24 protein-coding genes and 4 tRNA genes are annotated in these 24,364 nt (G+C 28.4%); 5 read left to right on the top strand and 23 right to left on the bottom strand.

The annotated features are described in order from the left end of the window. Positions 1 to 2 precede the first annotated feature (2 nt). From L8T90_RS05765 to L8T90_RS05725, 9 genes are read right to left on the bottom strand one after another with little or no spacing between them, the layout of a single operon-like run. Positions 3 to 2,192: a RelA/SpoT family protein gene (locus L8T90_RS05765; RefSeq protein ID WP_263736964.1), complete on the bottom strand. Its 2,190-nt coding sequence runs from the start codon at positions 2,190 to 2,192 to the stop codon at positions 3 to 5. Continuing rightward, positions 2,176 to 2,394, bottom strand: coding sequence for a DNA-directed RNA polymerase subunit omega (locus L8T90_RS05760; RefSeq protein ID WP_039618002.1), 219 nt, complete (start codon positions 2,392 to 2,394; stop codon positions 2,176 to 2,178). The genes L8T90_RS05765 and L8T90_RS05760 overlap by 17 nt, the downstream gene beginning before the upstream one ends. A gap of 8 nt (positions 2,395 to 2,402) precedes the next feature. After that, positions 2,403 to 3,128: a UMP kinase gene (gene pyrH / locus L8T90_RS05755; RefSeq protein WP_263736963.1), complete on the bottom strand. Its 726-nt coding sequence runs from the start codon at positions 3,126 to 3,128 to the stop codon at positions 2,403 to 2,405. A 55-nt stretch (positions 3,129 to 3,183) separates the two neighbouring features. Then, the gene (locus L8T90_RS05750; RefSeq protein ID WP_263736962.1) at positions 3,184 to 4,359 is read right to left on the bottom strand and encodes a murein hydrolase activator EnvC family protein; all 1,176 of its coding nucleotides are present in this window, start codon (positions 4,357 to 4,359) and stop codon (positions 3,184 to 3,186) included. Continuing rightward, positions 4,356 to 5,162 carry an ABC transporter permease gene (locus L8T90_RS05745; RefSeq protein WP_263682972.1) on the bottom strand — a complete coding sequence of 269 codons (807 nt, stop codon included), beginning with the start codon at positions 5,160 to 5,162 and terminating at the stop codon, positions 4,356 to 4,358. The genes L8T90_RS05750 and L8T90_RS05745 overlap by 4 nt, the downstream gene beginning before the upstream one ends. Further along, entirely contained in the window at positions 5,149 to 5,805 is a 657-nt protein-coding gene (locus L8T90_RS05740; RefSeq protein WP_039625813.1) for a cell division ATP-binding protein FtsE, read from the bottom strand. Before L8T90_RS05740 ends, L8T90_RS05745 begins: the two co-directional genes overlap by 14 nt. A gap of 31 nt (positions 5,806 to 5,836) precedes the next feature. After that, on the bottom strand, positions 5,837 to 7,027 hold the full coding sequence (trmB, locus tag L8T90_RS05735; protein WP_263736961.1) for a tRNA (guanosine(46)-N7)-methyltransferase TrmB: 1,191 nt from the start codon (positions 7,025 to 7,027) through the stop codon (positions 5,837 to 5,839). Continuing rightward, positions 7,027 to 8,241 (bottom strand): fibronectin type III domain-containing protein, encoded by a 1,215-nt coding sequence (locus tag L8T90_RS05730; RefSeq protein WP_214126385.1) that lies wholly within the window; start codon positions 8,239 to 8,241, stop codon positions 7,027 to 7,029. The genes trmB and L8T90_RS05730 overlap by 1 nt, the downstream gene beginning before the upstream one ends. Continuing rightward, positions 8,195 to 9,157 carry an RluA family pseudouridine synthase gene (locus tag L8T90_RS05725; RefSeq protein WP_263736960.1) on the bottom strand — a complete coding sequence of 321 codons (963 nt, stop codon included), beginning with the start codon at positions 9,155 to 9,157 and terminating at the stop codon, positions 8,195 to 8,197. Before L8T90_RS05725 ends, L8T90_RS05730 begins: the two co-directional genes overlap by 47 nt. 71 nt (positions 9,158 to 9,228) lie before the next feature. Here L8T90_RS05725 and L8T90_RS05720 point away from each other — a divergent pair, with 71 nt between their 5' ends. After that, a complete protein-coding gene (locus L8T90_RS05720) occupies positions 9,229 to 10,338 on the top strand; it encodes an FtsW/RodA/SpoVE family cell cycle protein (RefSeq protein WP_263724024.1) in 1,110 nt (369 codons plus the stop codon). A gap of 52 nt (positions 10,339 to 10,390) precedes the next feature. Beyond that, positions 10,391 to 10,467, top strand: a tRNA-Ile gene (locus tag L8T90_RS05715). Positions 10,468 to 11,090: 623 nt separating this feature from the next. Here the strand turns inward: L8T90_RS05715 and L8T90_RS05710 are convergent. The 5 genes from L8T90_RS05710 to L8T90_RS05690 all read right to left on the bottom strand — a co-directional run bounded on the left by L8T90_RS05710 (position 11,091) and on the right by L8T90_RS05690 (position 13,668). Continuing rightward, positions 11,091 to 11,843: a hypothetical protein gene (locus tag L8T90_RS05710; protein ID WP_263736959.1), complete on the bottom strand. Its 753-nt coding sequence runs from the start codon at positions 11,841 to 11,843 to the stop codon at positions 11,091 to 11,093. A gap of 272 nt (positions 11,844 to 12,115) precedes the next feature. Next, positions 12,116 to 12,358 (bottom strand): hypothetical protein, encoded by a 243-nt coding sequence (locus tag L8T90_RS05705; protein ID WP_263736969.1) that lies wholly within the window; start codon positions 12,356 to 12,358, stop codon positions 12,116 to 12,118. A gap of 53 nt (positions 12,359 to 12,411) precedes the next feature. Further along, positions 12,412 to 12,609 carry a conjugal transfer protein TraN gene (gene traN, locus L8T90_RS05700; protein ID WP_263736968.1) on the bottom strand — a complete coding sequence of 66 codons (198 nt, stop codon included), beginning with the start codon at positions 12,607 to 12,609 and terminating at the stop codon, positions 12,412 to 12,414. 895 nt (positions 12,610 to 13,504) lie between these two features. Beyond that, a tRNA-Met gene (locus tag L8T90_RS05695) sits at positions 13,505 to 13,580 on the bottom strand. A gap of 13 nt (positions 13,581 to 13,593) precedes the next feature. Beyond that, positions 13,594 to 13,668: transfer RNA gene (locus L8T90_RS05690), tRNA-Gln, on the bottom strand. Positions 13,669 to 13,778: 110 nt separating this feature from the next. Between L8T90_RS05690 and L8T90_RS05685 the strand changes: the two genes are divergently transcribed. Next, entirely contained in the window at positions 13,779 to 14,801 is a 1,023-nt protein-coding gene (locus L8T90_RS05685; RefSeq protein WP_263736958.1) for a bifunctional 3,4-dihydroxy-2-butanone 4-phosphate synthase/GTP cyclohydrolase II, read from the top strand. Here the strand turns inward: L8T90_RS05685 and L8T90_RS05680 are convergent. Genes L8T90_RS05680 through L8T90_RS05660 form a run of 5 tightly spaced genes read right to left on the bottom strand, consistent with a single transcriptional unit; the run spans position 14,791 to position 20,158 of the window. Beyond that, positions 14,791 to 15,741, bottom strand: a complete 951-nt coding sequence (locus tag L8T90_RS05680; RefSeq protein ID WP_318529937.1) for an SAM-dependent methyltransferase — start codon at positions 15,739 to 15,741, stop codon at positions 14,791 to 14,793. The two genes, L8T90_RS05685 and L8T90_RS05680, sit on opposite strands and share 11 nt — an antisense overlap. 2 nt (positions 15,742 to 15,743) lie before the next feature. Then, positions 15,744 to 16,550 carry a M23 family metallopeptidase gene (locus L8T90_RS05675; protein ID WP_263736956.1) on the bottom strand — a complete coding sequence of 269 codons (807 nt, stop codon included), beginning with the start codon at positions 16,548 to 16,550 and terminating at the stop codon, positions 15,744 to 15,746. Further along, positions 16,547 to 18,541 carry a glycine--tRNA ligase subunit beta gene (gene glyS / locus L8T90_RS05670; protein WP_263736955.1) on the bottom strand — a complete coding sequence of 665 codons (1,995 nt, stop codon included), beginning with the start codon at positions 18,539 to 18,541 and terminating at the stop codon, positions 16,547 to 16,549. Before glyS ends, L8T90_RS05675 begins: the two co-directional genes overlap by 4 nt. A 34-nt stretch (positions 18,542 to 18,575) precedes the next feature. Then, positions 18,576 to 18,716 (bottom strand): hypothetical protein, encoded by a 141-nt coding sequence (locus tag L8T90_RS05665; protein WP_164717489.1) that lies wholly within the window; start codon positions 18,714 to 18,716, stop codon positions 18,576 to 18,578. Then, the gene (locus L8T90_RS05660; RefSeq protein WP_214100050.1) at positions 18,716 to 20,158 is read right to left on the bottom strand and encodes an alanine/glycine:cation symporter family protein; all 1,443 of its coding nucleotides are present in this window, start codon (positions 20,156 to 20,158) and stop codon (positions 18,716 to 18,718) included. The genes L8T90_RS05665 and L8T90_RS05660 overlap by 1 nt, the downstream gene beginning before the upstream one ends. 222 nt (positions 20,159 to 20,380) lie before the next feature. Between L8T90_RS05660 and L8T90_RS05655 the strand changes: the two genes are divergently transcribed. Both L8T90_RS05655 and L8T90_RS05650 read left to right on the top strand, forming a co-directional pair. After that, complete coding sequence (locus L8T90_RS05655) at positions 20,381 to 21,133, top strand: amino acid ABC transporter permease (RefSeq protein ID WP_263682985.1); 753 nt, start codon at positions 20,381 to 20,383, stop codon at positions 21,131 to 21,133. Next, positions 21,126 to 21,854: an amino acid ABC transporter ATP-binding protein gene (locus L8T90_RS05650; RefSeq protein ID WP_047208169.1), complete on the top strand. Its 729-nt coding sequence runs from the start codon at positions 21,126 to 21,128 to the stop codon at positions 21,852 to 21,854. Before L8T90_RS05655 ends, L8T90_RS05650 begins: the two co-directional genes overlap by 8 nt. Here L8T90_RS05650 and L8T90_RS05645 read toward each other — a convergent pair. The 4 genes from L8T90_RS05645 to L8T90_RS05630 all read right to left on the bottom strand — a co-directional run bounded on the left by L8T90_RS05645 (position 21,851) and on the right by L8T90_RS05630 (position 24,322). Next, positions 21,851 to 22,318 carry a tRNA (cytidine(34)-2'-O)-methyltransferase gene (locus tag L8T90_RS05645; RefSeq protein WP_263678963.1) on the bottom strand — a complete coding sequence of 156 codons (468 nt, stop codon included), beginning with the start codon at positions 22,316 to 22,318 and terminating at the stop codon, positions 21,851 to 21,853. The genes L8T90_RS05650 and L8T90_RS05645 overlap by 4 nt on opposite strands. Positions 22,319 to 22,331: 13 nt before the next feature. After that, positions 22,332 to 22,408 (bottom strand) — tRNA-Arg (locus L8T90_RS05640). A gap of 43 nt (positions 22,409 to 22,451) precedes the next feature. Then, entirely contained in the window at positions 22,452 to 23,468 is a 1,017-nt protein-coding gene (locus L8T90_RS05635) for a sensor histidine kinase (protein WP_263736954.1), read from the bottom strand. Positions 23,469 to 23,470: 2 nt separating this feature from the next. Further along, entirely contained in the window at positions 23,471 to 24,322 is an 852-nt protein-coding gene (locus tag L8T90_RS05630) for a DUF234 domain-containing protein (RefSeq protein ID WP_263736953.1), read from the bottom strand. Between the last annotated feature and the right edge of the window lie 42 nt (positions 24,323 to 24,364).

Here is a 24,364-nt window from a genome sequence, read left to right as displayed (position 1 = left end):
TTTTAGTGATTATTATATGCATCATTTAAAGATGTAAAATCTAAAATTTTATATCTAGATTTTAATCTTTCTTTTGCATTCTCAAGATCTATATTATTAGGTAACTCAACTTGTACTTCAAAATAATTTGCAACGACTGGCTCTGAATCAGCTGAGTTAATACTTAAAACATTAATCTGCATTTTAGCTAAAGTAGTTAGAAAATCTGCTAAAGAACCTTTTTTATTTTCTATAGAAACGATGATTTTGTAACTTTTTATCGAACTATCATTCCAAAAAACAAAAACCATTTCTTTGTTATCTTCTATCATTTTCATTGCTTGTTCACAAAGCTTATGGTGTATCGTTGCTCCAGTTGAATGTCTAAAAGCAATGATTTCATCTCCTCTTTTAGGCCTACAACAATAATCAAAATTAATCGTGGTTATTTTATAATTAGAACCAATCACTATGCTTTCAAATTTTTGCTCATTTTGTTCAAATTTAGCTGCTTGATTTTGCCCCATATATTTTCTTAGAGCAATAATTACATCTTTAAAATAATTAAAATCCAAAGCAATTTGTCTTAGCTTTTTATTAAAATTTTCTTTTTCAAGCCATTCTTCTATAAGTTTAGAATCTTTATTAAAAACAGTAGATAAAAGATTAACAGCAATTTTGTTATTTAATTCTTTTTTCTTTTGCTTGCAAAAATCTCTTATACTAGCTCTAGCCTTTCCTGTTTTAACGCTATCTATCCATGAACATCTAAAAAATTCTTCTTCGGAAGTTTCAATGCTAACTATATCTCCATTTTTAAGCACGGTTAAAAGTGGTACTCTCATGCGGTTAACAAACGCAGTTTTTGCATGAAGTCCTACTTTGGTGTGAACTTCATAAGCAAAGTCCAAAGCCGTAGCCCCGCGCGGCAAAGTAAAAATTTCACCCTTTGGAGAATATACTGCTATATCTTCTATATATAAACTATCTTTTGCATATTCATAAAGTTCGATAGCATCACAATCTTGCACAGCATTGCCATCTTCTTTACCATGCATAGAAATATCTGCAAGCCAATCTAAATTTGGTGTTGTTATATTTCCTTCTTTATATTTCCAATGCGCTGCCACACCAAATTCAGCAGTCTTATGCATATCAAAGGTGCGAATTTGAGCTTCTATGATATTTTTTGCATCAAAAAGCGTTGTATGTAAGGTTTGATAACCATTTTGTTTTGGCAAAGCTATATAATCTTTAAATCTTGAAATTAAAGGATTAAAATGTGTATGTAAAATTCCTAAAGCCAAATAACAATCATAAACTTTTTCAACCAAAATTCTTACACCCAAAAGGTCTAAAACTTCATCAAGTCCTACACCTTTTCTTTGCATTTTTAAATAAATAGAATAATTATGTTTAATTCTTTTGTGTATAACAAAATTACCTTGTCTAAACCCATTTTCCAAAAATAACATTTCTATTTTTGAGATAAATTCATTAAATCCAAGTTGAATTTGTTGATCTTTTGCATTTATATAATTATCAATTTGTGCATATTCATCAGGTAATAAAAACTTAAAACTTAAATCCTCAAGCAAATTTTTTATACTTGAAATTCCAAGTCTATGAGCTATAGGTGCATATACCACCAAGGTTTCTTCGCTGATTCTTTTTTGTTTATCTTCTCTTAAAAAATTTAAAGTAAGCATATTGTGCAATCTATCACAAAGCTTTATTACAAGCACGCTCACATCTTCAACACCAGCTAAAAGCATATTTCTAAAAGTCAAAGCAGATTTTGCAAGCTTTTCATTAGAATTAGAGCGTGTAAGATGATCTTCTCTAATACTGACTATTTTGGTTAAGCCTTGAACTAATTTGGTGACTTCTTCACCAAAATTTAAACTCAATTCTTCTTCATTGCAATTTGTATCTTCTAACACATCATGCAATAATGCAGCGATAATCATAGACTGTACAGGGCTTAAAAATGCCACAAAAGAAGCCACTAATATAGGGTGAACCGCATATGGTTCTCCGCTTTTTCTAAATTGTCCTTCGTGTTTTTGGATACAAAAATCTACTGCTTTTTCTAAAACAGCAGATTGTGGGAAGACCATAAAAAGGATTTCTTTTGCTCTTTGTAAATCCTTACAATTTTTAACATCATCAACAAGTTTATCTAACAATAACTCATCATTTACTAGCTTCAATAAATCCCTCTAAAACGATTTTATCTTCTGCTATTTCATGTAAAGCAATGTCGGTATATTTGTATTTATTTTTATCTAAATTTACCAAAGGTTCTGCACCATTTGCAAGCTCTTCAGCTCTTTTAGCTACTACAAGAGCTAGTTTATATCTATCATCTTTTAGTTTTTTTAATGCTTTTGCAGCTATTTGTTCTACTCTCATTTTTATCCTTAATCTTGATTTTTAACAATAGAGCATAAACTCATATCGCCTTGGATGATTTTTAATAAATTTCCTTCTTTAAACATATTACATACCACAATAGGTAAAGCATTATCTTTAGCTAAGGCTATTGCAGTATCATCCATAACTTTAATATTATCATGCAAAGCTCTTTCATAACTTAGCTCATTAAGCATAATTGCATCATCATATTTTTTAGGATCTTTATCATAAATTCCATCTACCTTAGTTGCTTTAATGATCATATCTGCTTGAATTTCCACTGCTCTTAAAGTCGCAGCAGTATCTGTAGTAAAATAAGGATTGCCTGTGCCACAAGCAAAGATAACTATACGTCCTTTTTCTAAGTGTCTATGTGCTCTTCTCATGATATAAGTTTCACAGAATGCTTCCATTTGAATAGCGCTTTGAACCCTTACATCAAGCCCAGTGCTTTCTAATGCTTCTTGCATAGCTATAGAATTAATCACAGTAGCAAGCATACCCATATGATCGCCACTTGTTCTTTTTATAAGTCCATCTCTTGCAGCAGATACCCCTCTAATGATATTTCCACCACCTATTACTATACCTACTTCAACATTTTCATTAATCAAGCTTTTTATTTCAGAAGCTATGTATTTTAAAATAGAATTTTCTATACCAAACCCATTTTCTCCAGCCAAAGCTTCTCCAGAAAATTTAACCAATACTCTTTTTCTTTTATTGTTCATTAAATTTCTCCTTTGATTTGAAACTATATCAAAATTCGCATTAAAAAAAACTAATTTATTTAATCATCTCTAAAGGATTGATATGAAAATTCTTTTGTGTTACTTCAAAAGTTAAATCACTTTCAACCCTACCTATAATATAACCTTTTTTGATATTTCTACCCACTTTAACCCCAGGTGCAATTTTATCTAAATGCGCATAAATAGTATGTATACCATCTTTATTTTCAACAATCACAACTTGTTTTAAAGTTGGAGTTGCTTTTGCAAAAACTACTTTACCATCTAAGACATTTCTTACTGCAGCATTAGCACTGTCACTTTTTAAAACCACATTTTCATTATAAATTTTAATATTATAAATAGGATCAATATAATTTCCAAATTTTTGCTTTACCGTGTAAGATTCTAAAGGAGCGATTGTCTTAGGACCGCTATAGCGCTTAACACTGCTTGTCTGATAACTTGAGCCTACTTGTTTAACATTTGAGCTTGGTTTTTTGTCTTCTTTTTTTTGTGCTAATTTTTCTTCTTCTTTTTCTTTAATAATTTTTAATTTATTAAGTGTTTTTCTCAATTCTTGTTGTTGGGCTTGTAAATTAGAAAGTTTTCTAGTATAAATTTCTTTATCTGTTTTTTGCTTAGCTATTTCTTGTTCTTGCTTTTTTCTAAGATTTTTAAGCTCATCGATTTGATCTTTATAGGCTTTTAAATTATTATTGATTGCGGTAATTTGAGTTTGTTTTTCTTCTATTTTTTTACTTATATTTTCATAATCTTTTGAAATTTGATAAAATTCTTCTTTGAAAATTTTATCCAAAACTCCAACTAATTCTAAAGCTATGATACTATCTTCACTTTCAATATAATTTTTAGGAATTGCTAAATCATAAGCAAAATCTTTAGCAATTAAATCAATAATCTTCCCTTCTATTTTGTTTTTATTTTGCAAAAGATCTTTATTTTGTGCATTGAGTTGCTCTAGCGCTTTTATTTGAGTTTTTACTGAACTTTCAAGTTTAGAAGTTTTTGAAGTTAAAGTGCTAATTTCTGAAGCAATTTTTTTTAGATTTTTTTCATTATCTAAAATTTCACTAGCTAAATCCTCTAACTTTTTAGAAAGTTGCTTTACTATGCGCTCATTTTCTTTAATATCTTTTTGTTTTTGTGCAATTTCATTTGCAAATAAAACAGAAAAAGAAAACAAAAAAAGCAAAAAGCATTTTTTCATTTTCTAACCTTAAACATTACAAAATTCACACAAGCAAAACAAACACAAAGCATTGCTAAAAAAATCAAAAACAAATGTGTGAAAATACTTATTTTAGGTAAGCTAATGTCCACACTTTGTAAAGCTAGCTTGATAGACTCAAGATCGTAAACTTGGGTAAAAAATAATACAAGCAATAAAAATGCTATAAAACAATCAATAAAAACAATCTTATAAAGCATAAAAGATCTAAACCAAAACGGAGCTCCAAGTAAACACATGATTTCTACTCTTTGAGTATGCTCAAAAAGCCAAATTTTCATTTGCTTAAGCAATAATACAAAGCTAAGCAATATTATAATAAACAAGAAAAACCATAATAAAAATTTCACTAAAACCAAAAGTTTGTAAATTTTTGTATGCGTTTTAGCAAAAGTCTCCACTCTAGTAATATTAGGATTTTTTAAAAGCTTATCTTTTAAAGTATTTAGCTCATCTTCTGATAAAAGTTTATTGAGTTTTAAAGTATAAAATTTTGGCAATGTAGCCTTTAAAACTTCTATATTTTTAGCTGATATATCATTTTTAAGTCTATCTATCATTTCATTTGGATTTAAAATTTCTAAAGACTGAAAATGATTTACCTGATCTTCTATGCCTTTTTTATCTAAATGAGTTTTACCTACTAAAATAATATTATAATCTTTATTTAAAAGTTTTTCATAATGCTCTATAGTTTTGTTTGTAATGATTAAAAACTCAAAAGCAAACATCATTACCATTAAAGCAAATATCAAAGAAAGATGATTTTTAAAAGATTTCATTCATTCTCCCATTTTCAATATTAAAACGACGATAATCAAGTCTTAAATTAGTAGGAATTCTATGCGTAACAACTACCACACAAGTTCCAAGTATTTCTCTAGCTGATTTTAATAAAGTCCATATAATATCTGAAGAATACTCATCCAAATTTCCCGTTGGCTCATCGCATAAGAGTAATTTTGGATTATGTGCTAAAGCTCTTGCCATAGCCACGCGTTGTTGCTCTCCACCTGAAAGCTGAGCTGGCTTCTTATCAGCTTTGAAAGTTAAATTTACATGCTTTAAAAGCTTTGCGGCTTGTTCTTTGCATACATTCTTACTATAACCTTTAATCATCAAAGGTAGCATTACATTTTTTTCTACACTAAATTCTTGAACTAAACGATAATCTTGAAAAATAATTCCTATTTTTTGCCTAAGCTGTAAAAGCTCAGCATTAGAAATATCCACTAAATCATTATTGCAAACTTTTAAATTCCCACTTATTGGTTCCAAATCTCCATAAAAAGATTTTAACAAAGTTGACTTTCCACTACCACTTTTTCCTGTAATAAAAACAAAATCATTATCTTTTAGCGAAAAACTAGCATTTTCTATAACAAGTTCATCATAACCAAGACAAAGCTTTTTAGCTTCTATCATCACTGCTTTTCCTTATTTGTTTTATAAATGATTATTTGATATAAGAATACAATATTTCTCTTAATTTTTCTATAGCTTTTAAATTTTCTTTAGTTTTAAAAGGCTGTTCAAAAATAAATTCTATCTTTTGCGCGTTTAAAGCTATATAAACATGCTCAGGCTTATAAAAAGCACCAAAAGCTATTTTAATGATAAGCTCGTCATCCTTAATATACATTTTTTCAAAATGCAAGAAAAAATCCTCACCTTTAAAAACTTCATTTTTAAAATTCTTTTTTATACAAGCTAATTCTTCTGCGTTTAATCTTAAATCTTCAATGACAAATTTTTGATCTTTGCTTAAACTTTCACTCTTGCTAAAACCACTAATGATTAAATCATATATATCTTTATTTTGTCTTTTCCAGCGATCTTCATATTTGCTTGAAATTTCTAAATTTTCATTTTTTTTGATTAAAGCTTTTAAATGCGAAAAAGTTAAAAAAGTTTCTAAAGTAAAATCAAAATACAAAAAACTATCTGTTCTAAGTTCAAATTGCCCATTTTCTTTTAAAACCCTAGCGCATTCATTTGCAAAATTTAACCCCACTACCCTACGATGAGGCTTTTTATCCCAAGGAACAGGAAAATGCAAAAAGATTTTATCTATCAAGTTAGACTCAAGTACGCTTAGCAATAATCTTGCATCAGTTTCTATTAATAAAACATTATTTAAGTTTTCACTTAAGGCAAGTTTAGCTACTTGCTCTAACGCAGGGGTGTAAATTTCTATACCTATAATCAAAACATCAGGATTTAATCTTGCTTGATAAAGCAAATGCCTACCACTTCCAAAACCTATTTCAATAAAAATTTGCTTTTTGTTTTTTATTTGCTCTAGTAATTCTTTTAAATCATTAGCAATTAAAGGTGTTTTTTGGATTAACCTTGTATGTTTTAATGCTACAGCTTCACAAACTACATCTTGAGTAAAGTTTTCTTTAAACACAAGTAAAGCTTTTTGCAAATATCCAATTTGCGAAGGCTTAGTGTGTTTTTCACCCTTAATAAGCCATTCTTGTTTTTTTTCATCTTTTTTAATCTGCAAAAAAAAGTTTTCTTGCTTTATGCGCGTAAAAAGTAAGTCTACATTTTCACCTTTAGCAAGCCATAAAAATTCAACCCCATCTTTTTCAAAAGGAAGTTGAATTTCTTTTAGAATTTTACACTTAAAATTTGGCATTATTTCACCGCTGTAAATTTATCAGAAGCTTTTGATTCTATACCATTTGCATCAATAGCTATAACTTCATAACTATATACTTTTCCAGGAACAGCTGTGATATCTTTTAATTGTTTAGATTTAATCTCTTTAAACACAGCATTACTTCCACCTCCACTTCGTTTAACTATGTATTCTTTAGCTCTATCGTCATTATCAACCCATTCAACTCTAATACCATCATCTTCAACAGCACATAAAATAATACTTGGTGCTAATGGTGCCCCTAAGGTAATACCTTCTACAGGCTCACTTGCTATAGGACTTTCTAAGCCATCTTTATCGACCATACTCACTTTATAATATCTTTTTTCAGCCACGCCTTTAACCACATCTTCATAAGTATTTTCAGAAGTTTTAGCTACCACGCTAAAAGGTAAAAAGGTAGTTGAACTAGAATAAATTTTATAATAAGCAAAATCAGCATAATCAATTTTATCCCAAGTTAAAATGATTTTTCTTGGCGCGTCTTTACTTGCTTGTAAATTACTTACCATAGGAGGAAGTGCTTTGGTGGTTGATTCTACTATTTTACTTGGAGTACTTTTAATACCATCATAAGTTAAAGCTATGATTCTATATTGAAAACTCTCATCAGGCTTTAGTGAATCATCTATATATTCAGCACTTAAGCGATTTTTAACCCTAGTTAATTCTTTAAATTTCATATCTTTCATATTTGCACGCTCAATGATGTATGAATTTACTCTTACATCAGGGTGTGGTCTCCAAACTATTTTTACACGATTTGGCAAACCCACAATAGCTTGCACAAAAGGCACTGGATCAATCACTCTATTGGTAAAAGCTTCTATGCTTACACCATCTTGAGAAACTTGCCCAAGCTCATTAAAAGTTTTCATAGAATAATAATATCTTGTATTTGGCTCTAAATTTGTATCAGTATAATGAGTTTGAAATTTATTTTTAATTTTTGCTATAAGCTCCATAGGTGCACCAGCTGCATTTGCCCTATAAATATAATAGCCTGCTATATTTTGATCATACAATGGTTCCCATTCAAAAGCTATACTTGTAATATCACTTATACTTTTAATATTTGAAATTTTTGGTAAAGTATCATTTACTTGAGCAATTTGAGGCGAACTCATAGTTGTACTACAAGCACTAAAAGCCAAAGCAGAACTTAAGATAATCCAGTGAAGTTTTTTCATCTATCTCTCCTTGTGTAAAATTTTCTTTTAAAATTTGATAAAAATCATCAAACATAGGAGCTTTTATAAACATTAACTCTTTAGTCCTAGGATGAATAAAATAAATCAAATACGCATGAAGCATTACTCTATTATACTTTATTTTTCCTTTATATCCGTATAATTCATCTCCTAAAATATAGCGATTAAAATCTGCTAAATGCACCCTGATTTGATGGGTTCTTCCTGTATATAATTTAGCAGCTATTAAAGAGCAGTTTTTAGCACTTAATAAATTTATAAAATCTGTTTTTGCATATTTTGCTAAAGGATTTTTGGTATTTGTAGTAATTTTTTTAAGCCTATTATTAGGACAACGCATAATAGCTTTTTCATTGCTCATTTTATCATTTTTCAAAGGCAATTCACTCAAAGCAAGGTAAAATCTACCCATACTTTTATCTAAAAGCTGATTTGCTAAAAATTGATGTGCTTGATTGTTTTTAGCTATGATGATAGCTCCGCTTGTGCCTTTATCAAGTCTATGCACAAGCCCTGCTCTATGCTCTCCATTTAAATTTGATAAAGCATAGCCCTTATGCAAAAGCCAATCCACCAAAGTCGCTTCTTTAACACTACTTGCACCATGTACGACAACATTAGGAGCTTTGTTTAAAACTAAAACATCATCATCTTCATATAAAATTTCTATATCAAACTCAGGCGTGTAGCTTTCTTTAGCTTCTTTTACTAAAGGTAAAAAAATACTTATTTCATCTTTTTGTTTTATTTTTTTAGAACTTTTATTTTCTAATTTTTCATTAATATATATGCAATTTTCTTTGATAAGTTTAGCAACTTGCGAACGACTTTGTTTAAGTATATCTGATAAAAAAATATCCAATCTTTCTTCACAAAGTGATGAAATTTTTAGCATATTATATTTCCTTGTGATAAAATTTGCAATTTTAGCATATAATTACACAATATTTTGTAAAAAGGTTAGCTTTGATAAAACTTGATAGAAGAATTCTAACGCATTTTGATTTTGTTCAACCTCTTTTAGTGTTACCTATCATAGCTATATCTTTTCTTTTAATTTATGAAGCAAATACACGCTTAGCCGAAAAGCAATTTATCTATACTTTAGTAGGTTTTACAGGCTTTGCATTTTTTTTCTTTTTACCTTTAAGAAGATTGATGTGGCTTATACCTGTACTATATTGGATTAATATAGCTTTACTTTTGAGTGTGGATATTTTTGGTGTTGAAAAACTTGGGGCTAGAAGATGGCTTGAGATACCTTTTACACATTTTACCATACAACCTTCTGAAATTTTTAAGCCTTCTTTTATTTTAATGTTAGCTTATTTGATTTATCAAAACCCACCACCTCATAATGGCTATGGTTTAAAACAATTTTTAAAGCTAAGTTTTTATATTTTACTTCCATTTTTACTTATAGCAGGAGAACCTGATTTAGGAACAGCTTTAGTGCTTTTAATAGTGGGTTTTGGAACGCTTTTTATCATAGGAGTAAATTATAAAATTTGGCTTAGTATTTTTTTAGCTATAGCTATAGCTTCGCCTATTATTTATAGTGATTTTTTAAAACCTTATCAAAAACAAAGAATTCATGATTTCTTAGCTGAAGAACCAAGTTACCATGTAAAACAATCCATCATTGCAATAGGAAGTGGTGGTTTGAGCGGAAAAAAGGCTGATGAAGCCACACAAACACATTTTAAATTTTTACCTATTTCTACAAGTGATTTTATCTTTGCATATTTGTCTGAAAGATTTGGTTTTATCGGTGCGGTTGTAATCATATTACTTTATACCTTACTCATTTTTCATTTATTGAGTTTAAATTATAAGCTCAAAGATGATTATTTTACAAGAGTAGTGACAAATTGCATTGCTTTATTTATTTTCATATATGTAGCAGTAAATATATCGATGACCATAGGTTTTGCTCCTGTTGTTGGCATACCTATGCCATTTTTTAGTCATGGGGGAAGTTCTTTTGCTACCTTTATGATTTTCTTTGGAATTTTACAAAATTTAATAACTTTTAGATATTTAGCAATAGAAAAAGCAGTAAAAATAAAATTCTAAATTTAAATTAAGGAAATAAAGATATAATAACATTTTTATTTTAACTTCTGGCGGATTTATAGCTCAGTTGGTTAGAGCAACCGGCTCATAACCGGTTGGTCGCAGGTTCGAGTCCTGCTAAATCCACCATTTATTTTTTACTCCCGAGTGTTTTTTGGCAAATTATATTCAAAATATTAAAAAAGAGTTTTTATATTTTCAAAAATAGCTTTTTGTATATTATATAAACAACCATAATAATAATTTATTTTACACCTAAATTATATATTAGGTATAAATCTTTTTCATAGATAAAACTAATTATACTTATCATACTTTATAATATTTTCTAAAGCTTTGAAAAATCACTAGGAATTTTGATAATCAAATTTTCATTTTTTAAGTTTAATTTCTTAAATGATAGGTTTTATTATCATAGTAAAAACTTTGGTTTAAAAATACTTTTTTAAAAAATACATAGTCTTTATAAAAAAGCTTCTTGGTAAATTTTATTTAAAATTTATATCCAGATTGATATAAACCTTTATATCAATCTATGTTATTGATTTAATATCATCATATAAAACTTCATCTTGTGAATTTGGATTTGTAAAACCTTGTTTTAAAAGCATATATCTATTAAACCTAGTTACATTACCCAAATTCTTTAAAACATCTCTCTTGTATTGCTTTTAAAATCTTGCTATTTTTTAAATCAATTACAAAGTTTTTATTTTAATTAACAAATCACACCTGCTAAATCTATCATTTACCTATTTCAACCTCACATTCATAATCATATTAGATAAAAAGATACTATCTTTATCAAAGCTTTTTAAGTTATATTCTAGTTTTAAGTTTCTTTTTTGTATATCTTGCATTAAAGTTGAGAGATTGTATAAACTTAAACTTTCTAATATATTTATAAGTTCTATCTTGCTTAAAGTATTAAAATCATTTAACAAGCTAAGATAATTACTTATAATAGAAGAAGAATTGATATTATGAAATATAATTTTATTTTTTATATCTTCTTTAATAAAAAATTGATTATTTTTTATATAAAAATAATCTTTAAGATGATGATTACTTAATATTTGATTATAAAAACTTAAAAGACTTTCTTTGCTATTTAAGTCTATAAAATTTAAAAATATATTTTCTTTTAATAATACTTCTTGTAATTGTTTTAAGTTTTTAAAAGCTTGATTTATACTAGAAGTATTTTTTAAAGCATAAATGATATTATCATCTTTAGAAATTTTTCTATTTATATTATATTGCAATAAAGGATTTTTATAAAGTGTATCACTATTGATTAAGATATTGATATGAAAAGATTCTTTACTTTTATTAGCTAATTGAAGCAAAAATATAACATCTTTTATAACTTGTAAAATATCATTTGCTACTTCACCATAGCCCCAAGTAAAGATAATATGATTATCATCTATATTTGTAGCACCAAATAATAAAGAAGGTGCAAAAATTAAAGCACTAAGGAATAAAATGTAAAATCTTTTCATCAATTGTATTAAAGAAGTTAAAGAGTTTGTTTGATATAATTATATTAAGGGTGCAACGCCAAAGGGGCGCAACCCTTTAGCGTTAATTTACCGCCCAGAAGGGAGGTGAGTCGAATGACTAAAATTATCCTAGTAATTATATTAGTTATGCTTTGTTTTGTCAAGGCATGCTAATTCCCCCTGCTTTTGCAGGGTTTAGGATAATCCCTTTGGCTTTTACCAAACAAACTTTTAACTAAACTCTATCTCCTTTCTATAATTTTATTTTCTTTTTAATTAGTAGGTTTTCTTGTTAAATTCTCAAGATTGCTTTCAATCTTTTCTTGTATTTTTATAGAATCAGCTTGTATTTTATCTACATCAATACTTCCAACAATATCAGCAATAAATTCACTTAAATCTATTTCACTAAAATCTAACTTTTGAAATTCTTCTGGAGTAAATCCTCTACAGTCAGGACTCTTTGGAGAACCCCAACCTCTTCCAATTTGTGGGCATCCTTGTTCATTAAATATTCTTGCTAATTTTGAATTAAAACAACAATGTATTTTTTTATGCTGAATACAAGCTATGAATTTAATTTTTTAGAGCAATATTCACCAACTTCTACACATCTATTTTGCTTATTGAGTTTGGCTAGCTTTTTTTCATCTTCTTTACAAGGTACAAGCCCTATAAATACTTTATCTTTATCACAGCAACCACCACCAGTTAAACCAAAAAATTTGTCTTTAGAGCGACATCTATTATCTTTTCCATTAAAGATAAAAATTTGTCCTCTATAAGAACCATCATCTTCCCAACCATTATTATTTTCATCATTAATACCAACTTGAGTATCATCATCTTCGATATGGCTAGTGCTTTTTTAAAACACAACTATTACATTTAAAATAGTTATCGTTTTAAACATACAATATCTTTACTAACTTCTAAAACTATCTAAAGCATAGCATTTATATTTTATTTTACAGTATAAACAGGACATAAAATAAAATATTTAATACAGTATAATGTAGAATTATAGATATTAGAAAAAATTTAAATGGTAATGATTTTAAAAAATGTTTATAGCTTTGAAAAAATAGCTAAATTATACTAGGGGTTAAATCTTTAAAATAAGATTTAATCTACTTTAGCAATTCATATAATAGCAAATATTCTATTTTTGAAATTGTTTCTTGAATATATTAAACACTTACTCTTCATTAGTCAGGCAGTATTTTTCTTTGTTAGAATTTAAATACGCAATATTCTTTCCTTGAAATTCACACTCTAAAAATTTTAATATATCACCTATTTAGCAAAACAATATCACTTTTTTACACATTTTTACAATAAAATACAAAGTATGTGCAAAAGTATGTGCAAATGAAAAATATTTCATTAAAGTATGGATATTTAGGAGTTTAGTTGGTAAATTACACGCCTGCTAAATCCACCATTTTATTTAATCTCGTATTTTTATTCTGGTTAAAAACTTTCTTTTAAATTACATTCTTATTTTAATTATTTTTTTAAGTGTTTTATATTAAAGCTAAATTCAAATTTCTTATATGTTAAATTAGAGTATTAAAACTAATGAAAATCATTAAAAGTAAGATTAACAATATTTTTATTTACTATTAATTTAAATTCTTTGAAAAATTTTATTAGGAAATTGGTTGCGAAGGGGAGATTTGAACTCCCGACCTTCGGGTTATGAGCCCGACGAGCTAACCACTGCTCTACTTCGCGGCATCATATGAAGTGGATGGGGTAAAGGGATTCGAACCCCTGAATGACAGGACCAAAACCTGTTGCCTTACCGCTTGGCGATACCCCAATAAATGAAGTAATTTTTAAATTAAAAGTGGTATTATATATTATTTTTTACATAATGTCAAGAAAAATGTTATATAATTTCTTAAAAAAATAGAAAAAAGGAGATTATTAGTGGGATATATTAGTGTAGAACAAGCTATAAAAGAACTTCAAGATGGCAAAATGCTAGTTATGGTAGATGCAGAAGATAGAGAAAATGAGGGAGATTTGATTTTCCCTGCACAATTTAGCTCACAAGAAAAAGTAAATTTTGCCATTACTCATGCAAGAGGTGTGGTGTGCGTAGCATTGAGTGAGAATTTGGCTAAAAAATTTGAACTACCTTTAATGGTGCCTAAAAATACATCAAATCACGAAACAGCTTTTACCATCACTGTCGATGCAAAAAATGCAACAACAGGAGTAAGTGCTTATGAAAGGGATATGACTATACAAATTTTTGCTGATGATAATGCAAAGGCAAGTGATTTTGTGCGTCCTGGCCATATTAATCCTTTGATAGCAAAAAAAGGTGGGGTTTTAGAAAGAACAGGTCATACAGAAGGAACAGTGGATTTATGTCGCTTGGCAGGATTAAAAGAAGCATGCGTGATATGTGAGATTGTTAAAGATAATGGAGATATGGCTAGAAGAAACGATTTGCTTGAGTTTTGCAAAAAACACGATATTAATATGATTACTATTTCAGATTTAATCGAGTATCGTTTAAAAAATGAAAGTTTAATTTCTTTAATCAAAGAAGAAGACAGTATTTTAGCGGGTTTTAAAGCTAAAAAAATGACTTTTAAAGATCACAATGAAAATGAACATATAGCTTTTAGCTTTGGCACTTTGAAAGAATGTGAGAATGTTAAATTTTATCTTAGCGGAAGCGACTTTGAGCTTCTAACTTCTAATAAATTTAATGAATTATTAAAGCAAATTGAGTTTTTAAGCCAAAAAGGTGGTGTAATCATTTTCATGAAAAATGAAAAACAAGAAAACACACAATATAAAAATTACGGCATAGGAGCGCAAATTTTAAGGTATTTAAAAATTTCAAAAATCAAACTTCTAAGTCAAAATACCGATAAAGAATTTATAGGTTTAAAAGGTTTTGGGCTTGATATTACAAGCAGTGATTTTAAATCTTAAATTCTAAAAACTTAAACTTATCGCCAAAGTTAAACATCAAATTTTTACTTTGGTTGATAAAGTTTTTATAAATTTGAGGGTTAGTATTTTTAGCGTGTTCGATAATTTCTTCCAAACCAAAGTCAATTAAGGCTTGATTTTGATTTTTATATTCTAACACCTCAAAGCCCTCTTCTTTTAAAACTTGTAAAAAATGGTCAAAATTTACATTATATGTAATATCGCTTTTAGCAAAAAAATCTTTTAAATTCTCTTCAAAAAGATTATACACTTGGTGATTTTTATACATTCTAATACTAATTTTTTCTTCTTTTTTTGCATAATCAAAACATGCAAAAGTTAATTTTTCACAAGTTTGTTTTAATTTGGATAAAAAAGGTTTATAAGAGATACAAAGCTCACTATTGGTGATAGCATATTTTTTACACTCTTTCAAAAGATCTTCATTCATAGGCTTAAAAACAATGTTTAAATCATCATCAACATATGCCATTGTTCTATCTTTTATAAGTTCACATGCAAAACAATCAAATAATTCATTAGCATAAAAAAAGGCATTTTTAAAATGACATTCTTCTAAAGAATTATAAATTTTTACATCCAAATCATACTCATCAAAAAGTTTTTTTTGAACACTTCTTAACTTTTCATGCGGCTCTATGACAAAACACTCAATCTGCTCTAAAACATCAGCTCTAAGAGTGTATAAAGCTTGTATGAAATCAAGCATTAAATGCCCTTCATTTGCTCCTATTTCCACAACTTCAACCGGTAAAGTTAGTTTTTTATCATCTATAAGTTTTAAAAAATGATTAGCTAAGAGTACTCCAAAAAGATTTCCCACGCTAACTGCGGTATAAAAATCTCCATTTTTGCCAACACTCACAGCTTGGGAGTAATATTTATCAATCCAATTTTGAAAAAACTCACTAAAAGCTATCATTATAAAGCATTAAATTTAGCTATAAAATCAAGTGGATCAACTTGCACACCATTGACTAAAATTCCAAAATGCAAATGTGGTCCTGTAACCCTACCACTAGCTCCACTCAAACCTACAAGCTCGCCTTTTTTTACCTTTTGTCCTACTTTTACATTAAGTTTTGATAGATGATAATATTGAGAATAAATCCCATATCCATGATCAATCACTACTGAATTTCCCGCATAGTAACGATTTGAAGCAATCCTTACAATACCATCATTACTCGCATAAATTTTTGTCCCACTTGCTGCTCTAAAATCAGTTCCACTATGATAACTTTTAAGAGTGTCGTTAAACAATCTTGCTTTTCCAAAATCACTTGTAATTTTACTTTCTAAAGGGTATGTAAAATTGCCTTCAAATAAAGCTGTATTAGTATAAGTATTATAAACCTTAATAGCTTCTTGATATTCTTTGCTAATGCGATCAAGTGTTTCTTTAGGTGGATTGACCTTAGAAGCGCTAACTTTTAAAAATTCTTTTTTATAATTTCCTTCGCTAAATTTTATATTAATTTCCTCTTTGGAATTATCTTTAAATTCAGCTATTAATTTTCTATCTTTGGGGTTTTTATAAGGCATAGCTACACTAACAATAACTTTATTTTTATACTCAAAAAAAGGAAGTTTTTTAGAATTTGAACTAACTTGTAAAAAATTACTTTTATCAAATTCTAAAAAAACTACTTGCCCTTTTACAAGCTCAATCTCTCTAGCTTCTAATGCAAACACCAAAAAACAAAGCAAAAAAAGAATTTTTCTCATATACTAAGCTCTTTAATATCAGCTATTTTTAAAAACTCACGATAAATTGCACATACTAAAGCTTGACGATTGTTTTTAATATTTTCATCTTTGTCATTAATCATCACTTTATCAAAAAAAGCATCAATTTGCGGTTTGAGCGCAAAAAGGCTTTCTAAAAGCTCTTGGGTATTATTTTCTTTTGTTTTACACTGCATAAAAGCTTGATATAAATCTTTTTCTTCTTGAGTGTTAAACAAATTTTCATTAATTTGAACCTCGCTTAATACTGCAATATTCGCCAAACGCTTAAAAGTAGCAAAATTTTGACTAAAATCTGCCTTATTTGCACTTTGAATCAAAGCTTTAATACAAGAATCAATATAAATAACATCATAAGTTTTAGAGCTAAGCACAGCTTTAACAAAAGAAGCATTTACTTCATAAAAAGTATATAAACGCTCTAAGATAAAATCTAATAAAATTTTCAAATCAAAGCTTTTATACTCACTAGCTATTGCTTCTAAAAATATCTTAAGATCAAAATTTTTATTTAAAGCTAGAATAATTTTTAAAACACCATTTGCTGCCCTTCTTAAAGCATAAGGATCTTTTGTGCCGCTTGGGATTTTCCCCATTGAAAAAAGCCCCATAAGTGTATCAAATTTATAAGCTAAAGCTACAATAGAACTAAATTCATTACTTGGCATAGCTGAATTATCGCCATTTGGAAGGTATTGTTCTTTAATCGCCAAAGCAAGCTCATCGCTCATACCCATAGCCTTAGCATAATAAGATCCCATAATGCCTTGAAGATCAGTAAATTCATACACCATTTGAGTACTTAGATCAGCTTTTGAGTATTCTATGGCTTTTAAGATTTCATCTTTTTGGGTATTAGCAAAAACCTCACAAAGCTTAGTAGCGATTTTTTGTTCTCTAATGATTTTATCTTTTAAGGTTCCAAGTCCTTCAAGATAGACCATTTGGCTTATTTTATCATTATTTAAGCCCTGCGCTAAGTCATTTTTCCAAAAAAACATCGCATCACTTAATCTTGCTCTTAAAACCCTTTCATTTCCATTAATGATTTTAGAATAATCTTTACAAACTGCATTAGAAACTACAATAAAATGATTGCTTAAAGCATTGTTTTTAAATACTGCAAAATAGCGTTGGTTTTCTCTCATGGAAGTGATGATTACCTCACTTGGGATTTCTAAATACTCTTTTTCAAAATGCCCTAATAATGCCTTTGGATACTCTGTGATAGCTACAACCTCAGCTAAAAGCTCATCATCTTCTGCAATAATAATATCATTTTCTTTTTCAAGCGTCTTTAACTGTTCAATGATAAGCTTTTTTCTTTGTTCTTGATCTAAAATAATATAATTTTGCTCTAAAGTTTTAAAATACTCATCAATATTCGCAAAAGCTATCAAATCATAACTAACACTTCTATGTACAAAAGTACTTTTTGCACTTTTAACACCATAACTTTCAAATTTAATCAACTCATCATTTAATACACAACAAAGCGAGCGAATAGCTCTAATAAATTCAAAACTACCATCACCCCATCTCATAGTTTTACCAAAGCTCAAGTTTTTTAAGAAAGCTTCGATCATTTGAGCTAAAACCGCTTTACTCTGTAAGCCTTGCACTTGTTTTTGACAATACAAGACTTCTTTACCTTTAATTTCTTTAAATTCAAGCTCTTCTTCTTTTAAACCACTTTTTTCTAAAAAACTAAGCCCTGCTTGAGTAAGCTTTCCATCTTTATAAGCTATCGCCCTAGGTGCGCCTATAAATTCCACAAAAGAATCATCTTGTTTTTCTTTAAAATTTTCATGGATAAAAACCAATCTTCTAGGAGTATAGAAAAATTTAAATTCAGATTCTAAATGATACTCTTGTAAAATCTTTTCCCATTTTTTAGTAATATTTGGAAGTTCTTTTAATAAGGGAATAGCAGGAAGTTCTTCTGTGCCTATTTCTATTAACAATTTCATTTTACACTCTTTTTTAAAAATTTTTTAGTGTATTTTACCTATTTTTTTTAAAATCTTTCTTTGTTTTTAATTTTTCTTCTCTTTGTTTGGCTTTTTCTTGCATTTGGCGGTTAAAGCCAAACACAAGAAAAACCATAAAAGCTATAAACAAAGCAATAATAATATAATCTATCATTAGTCCCAACACTCTGCGTTTTTAATGCCAAGCTTTGAAGCGCTAAACACTGGATCTCTACCTTGTCTTTTTTGCTCGCTAAAATCTTTTAATACCTTTTTCACTATACCACCAAGCAATAAAATAGAAATGATATTAATCGTAGCCATAAACGCCATGGTAGTATCAGCCAAATCCCACGCAAATTTTAAATCCATATTTGCACCAATAAAGATCATAAGCACAGCACTTGCTTTAAAAAGATTGATAATAATAGGATTTTGAGTAAGGTATTTAATATTTGCTTGAGCATAATAATAATTTCCTATCAAAGAAGTAATAGCAAATAAAACTATACTAACAGTAGTAAAATGTACACCTAAATTTCCATAATATTCTTTCATAGATTCTTGCACCAAAGGTAGTGCTGTTAAAATAGGCTTACCATCTACGCCGATATTATTTGCATAAGCAAGTGAAAATAACACTAAAAATCCTGAACTTGTACAAATAATCACATCAATTAATACAGAAAATGCTTGAATAACTCCTTGTTTTGCAGGGTGAGTTGTAAGAGCTGAAGCTGCTGCATTTGGCGCTGAACCCATGCCTGCTTCATTAGAAAATAATCCTCTTTTTATACCTATAACCAAAGCAGAACCTGCAAATCCACCAAAAATAGCTTCAAAATCAAAAGCACTTTTAAAAATCATAGAAAACACTTCAGGAATTTTATCAAAATTCATAAACATTGCTATGATAGATAAACCAACATAAATCATCGCCATAATAGGAACTATAACTGAGCTTACTTTACCTATTTTAGTATGATCACCAAAAAACATATAAGCAGCAAAAACAGCTAAAATTGCTCCTATTACAATAGGCCACCAGCTTTGAGCAAAGCTTACTTCGCTAGCATCAACCATGCCTTTGTAGTAAAACTCAAATGCTGAAGTCATGGTTTGACTTTGAAGACCATTAAATCCATAAGCATAAGTAATGATTAAAATCACCGCAAAAACAGCTCCAAGCCATTTTAAATTTAAAGCTTTACTAATATAATAAGCAGGACCACCTTTAAAACTTTTACCATCACGGCTTTTATAAACTTGCGCTAAAGTACTTTCTGCAAAAGCTGAGGCGCCACCAAAAAACGCCATAGCCCACATCCAAAATAAAGCACCTGGTCCACCCAAAACAACTGCTACTGCGATACCTGCGATATTTCCTATACCAACTCTTGAAGCTGTTGAAATCATCAAAGCTTGAAAAGGAGTAATATGGTGTTTTTCATGCTTTTCTTGCTTTTCTGTTAAGATATCAAACACATAAGGAAGCATTCGAAATTGCACAAAACCAGTCAAATAACTATAATAAAACCCCGTGACAATAAGTAAAATTACTAAAATAGAATAATACTGATTATTCACAAAGGCAACAAATTGGGATATTAAATCCATATTTATCTCCTTTTTTATAAATTTTCAAATACAAATTTATCATAAAAAAATGAATTTGTTATAAAAAAATATAATTTTAGGTTAAATTTATTTTATTTTTTATAGCTATGTGAAATTTTAACTCAAAATATTAACAACAACATCACATAAAACACCTTTAAGTAAAAAGAAAACTTAATTTTTATACACTTAGATTTTTAAAAATTTATCAAGGTGTGCAAGTTGAAACAAAATACGATGAAACTTTTTGTATTTTTTGCCATTATTATTTTTTGGGCTTATTTCTCATTTCCTATTGAAATTTTACAAGTCAAAGATCAAAATGGTTTAGCCACAGGTGAATATGCTTATACCATAGAAGCTAAAGCTTATGTTCATAGTTATTTCACAACACTTGGTTTAACAGTGGGTGGGATTTTAATAGGAATAGTGTTTGGTTTTTTCCTAGCATTTTTAAGATTTTTAGAAATCCAAAGTTTAAATTTTATTATAGATGAATACATAGACATCATACGCGGAACCCCTTTACTTTTACAACTTTTGATTTTTTCAGTAGTGATTTTTGCTACTTGGAGTGATAATTTTTATGTGGCTATTATCGCACTTGGACTTAATAGCTCTGCTTATGTAGCTGAAATCGTAAGAAGTGGAATTCAAAGTGTAGACAAAGGACAAATGGAAGCAGCAAGAGCAATGGGACTTAATTATTCTGCTTCTATGAGACTAATCATCTTCCCGCAGGCAATTAAAAACATTTTACCTTCTTTGATGAATGAATTTATTTCTTTATTTAAAGAAACTTCAATAGTAGGTTATATTAGTGTTATGGATATTACCATGCAAAGTAAAAGCTTGCAAGCAATTTATTATAATCCTAAACCTATTATTTTTACAGGACTTGTATATTATATAAGTGTTAAAATTTTAACACTTATCGCAAGAATTATAGAAGTGAGATTAAATAAACATGATTAAAATAGAAAATTTAATTAAAAAATACGGAGATTTAGAAGTCTTAAAAGATATTAGTGTTGAAGTACATAAAGGTGATATTATTGCTATTATAGGGCCTAGTGGAGGTGGAAAAAGTACTTTTTTACGCTGTTTAAATAAACTTGAAACACCAGATAGTGGTAATATTTATATCAATAATGTTAATATACTTGATAAAAAAGCAGATATCAATAAAATTCGTCAAAAAGTAAGCATGGTATTTCAACATTTTAATCTTTTTAATAATAAAAATGTTTTAGAAAATTTATGTCTAGCGCCAGTACAAACAAAAATCATGAGTAAAGACGAAGCAGTAAAAAAAGCACGAGAACTACTCAAAAAAGTTGGCTTAAGTGATAAAGAAAGCTATTTTCCTCACAAACTCTCAGGCGGACAAAAACAGCGTATTGCCATAGCAAGGTCATTAATGATGAATCCTGATGTGATTTTATTTGATGAACCAACTTCAGCTTTAGATCCTGAAATGATAGGTGAAGTTTTAAACATCATGAAAGAAGTAGCTAAAGAAGGTCTAACCATGCTTGTAGTTACACATGAAATGGGATTTGCAAGAAATGTAGCTAATCGAATTTTCTTTATGGATAAAGGCATTATAGCAGTAGATGAATGTCCTAAAATAGCTTTTGAAAACCCAAAAAATGAAAGATTGAAAGAATTTTTAAATCAAGTTTTAAATCATTAAAATTTTTCAAAAGAGGCAAAATTTTGCCTCAAAGCCTCATAACTCACTATACCTACACTTGTAGCTAAATTTAAACTTCTACCACAATCTTTCATCGGTATAGTAATGGCATTTTCCCATTTTTTTTGCATTAAATCCATAGGCAAGCCAAAACTTTCACTTCCAAAAAACAAAAAATCACCTTTTTGATAATTTACGTCAAAATAAGCTTGAGTGGTTTTAGTTGTCGCAAAGAAAAATCTATCTTGAAATTTTTCATATTCTTTTAAAAAATCTTCTAAATTATTCCATAATAAAGGATTTAATTTTTTCCAATAATCAAGCCCCGCTCTTTTAACTGCCTTTTCATCGATACTAAAAAGTGGATTGATAATATGTAAAGTAAATCCCGCATTAAAACACATTCTGCCTATACTTCCTGTATTTTGTGGTATACGAGGCTCAACCAAGACTATATGAAACATCTTTTTCCTTAAATGGTGTCCCCAGCAAGGTTTGAACTTGCGGCCTCAGAATTAGGAATTCTGCGCTCTATCCAGCTGAGCTATGAGGACAAATATTTTTTATTATTTTAAGAAAAAATTTATTTTATAGAGCTTAAATTTTAAGCTCTATAAAAAAACATTTTGGATTTTCATCAAAACCTAAAATTCCATTATGTGCATCAATAATTTGTTTTGACAAAGAAAGTCCTAGACCATTACCTTTTAACTTAGTTGTTTTAAAAGCTTCAAAAACCATTTTTTTATCTTTGATACTTACCCCGTTATCATAAACTTTGATAAAGATTTTATCTTCTTTTTGCTCACATTTAACTTTTATACAACCATCATCATTTTCACTTTCTTCAATAGCATCTATGGCATTATAAAGCAAATTTTGCAAAACCAAAGCAAGCAAAGATTTATCTGCGTTGATTTTTAAATCTAAAAATTCAAATGTAAAATCAATATTAGCTAGATAATTATAAGCTCCAATAGCTTGTTCGCATTCATCTTGCAATTCTTTTAAATTAAATTCATTTAAATTAACATGCACTCCTTTTGTAAAAAGCAAAGTAGAATTTACAATACGCTCCACCCTAGAAATAGCTTTTTGAATTTCTAATACTATATGCTTATTTTTTAACTCACTTCTTTCAAACAAAGTAGAACTTAACAAAGAAATAGAACCGATAGGATTGCGTATTTCATGTGCTAGGTGTGCTGCTACTGTACCCATACTGGCTAATCTTTCATTCCTTTTTTCATCGCTAATATCAGTGGCGCTAACTATAAGTTTATCCGCATGAGAGGTGACTTTTATTAAATAAAATTTATGATCAAACTCAAGCTCATAATGAGTTTTTTCAAGATCAATTTTTTCTAAAAGTTTTGGTTGTTGATTAGCTAAGTTATTTTGAAGTGTTATCTTTTTATTAGTATCTAAAACCCACAAAGCCATTGGTAAGACTTCTATAATTTCATTCATTGTTTGCATTAACTCTGTATGATTTTTTATCAATTGATTGTAAGCATTTTCTACTACAAAAGTTTGCTCTATTAAAAATTTTAAACCTTTTTGGAAATCTTCCTTTTCACTAGAATCTAAACTTTTTAAAATTTTCTCATCCACACTTAATCCTTAATTAAAAATTGAAAATCTTCTAAAGTATATAAAAGCAAATTACGCTCCCTATTTAGAATAAGCTCTTTACTAAAGCCACTCTTTGAAAAAAGCACATATAAATTAGGTTGAATTTGCAACTGTTTTGCTTTGTTTTTTAAGGTATTTAAAATATTTTTACATATTTTTCTTTCTTTAAATTTAACCTCACCTAAAACACAAAAATTTTCTTTTTTATAATAAAGATCTATCTCACAATAATAATTCCAAAAACTATACACCTGCTTTACCTTAAGCTTTTTAGCTAAAAATTCTTTACACAAAAGCTCAAAAGTAAAGCTTTGATATTTTTCTAAATTTTCTTGGATTACTTCCATTAGCTCGTTGTATCTTTTCATCGTAATTAAGTTTAAATTAGGATATATAAAATAAAAGAAAAATCTCAATCCTTGATTTTTAAAAACAACCTTATCTTGAATGCTATATGAGCGTAATTCTTTTTTAATCTTTTGTCTTTTATTTTTCACAATAGGCTTTTCTTGACTTTTTTCCAAAGTCAAAATATTTTTTTCTAAAAGTTTATTAACAAGTCCTAGAGCTTGAAAATGCGGAATAGATTTATTGATAGAATAGCGTTTTCTATCATTTTTACTTAAAACGCTCAAAGCCTTCAAAGCATTATCATCTAAATTTAAATAAGATAAAATATCAAAAGCTTTTAAAATAAAAACATTTAAAATATTATCATATAAATTTAATTTCAAATCAAATTCAAATTCATCAAAAACACTATAAAAATCAAAAACACTTTTAAGCTCTAAAGAACCACAATGCTTTGAAAATTCACTAAATTTTATAGTCATATCCTTATTTTAAATATTTTGTATGTTATAATTTTAACAAAT

Source organism: Campylobacter sp. RKI_CA19_01121 (assembly GCF_025771295.1).
GTDB lineage: Bacteria > Campylobacterota > Campylobacteria > Campylobacterales > Campylobacteraceae > Campylobacter_D.
The sequence above is the reverse complement of the archived record's forward strand: the minus strand, read 5'-3'. Positions and strand labels throughout refer to the sequence as shown.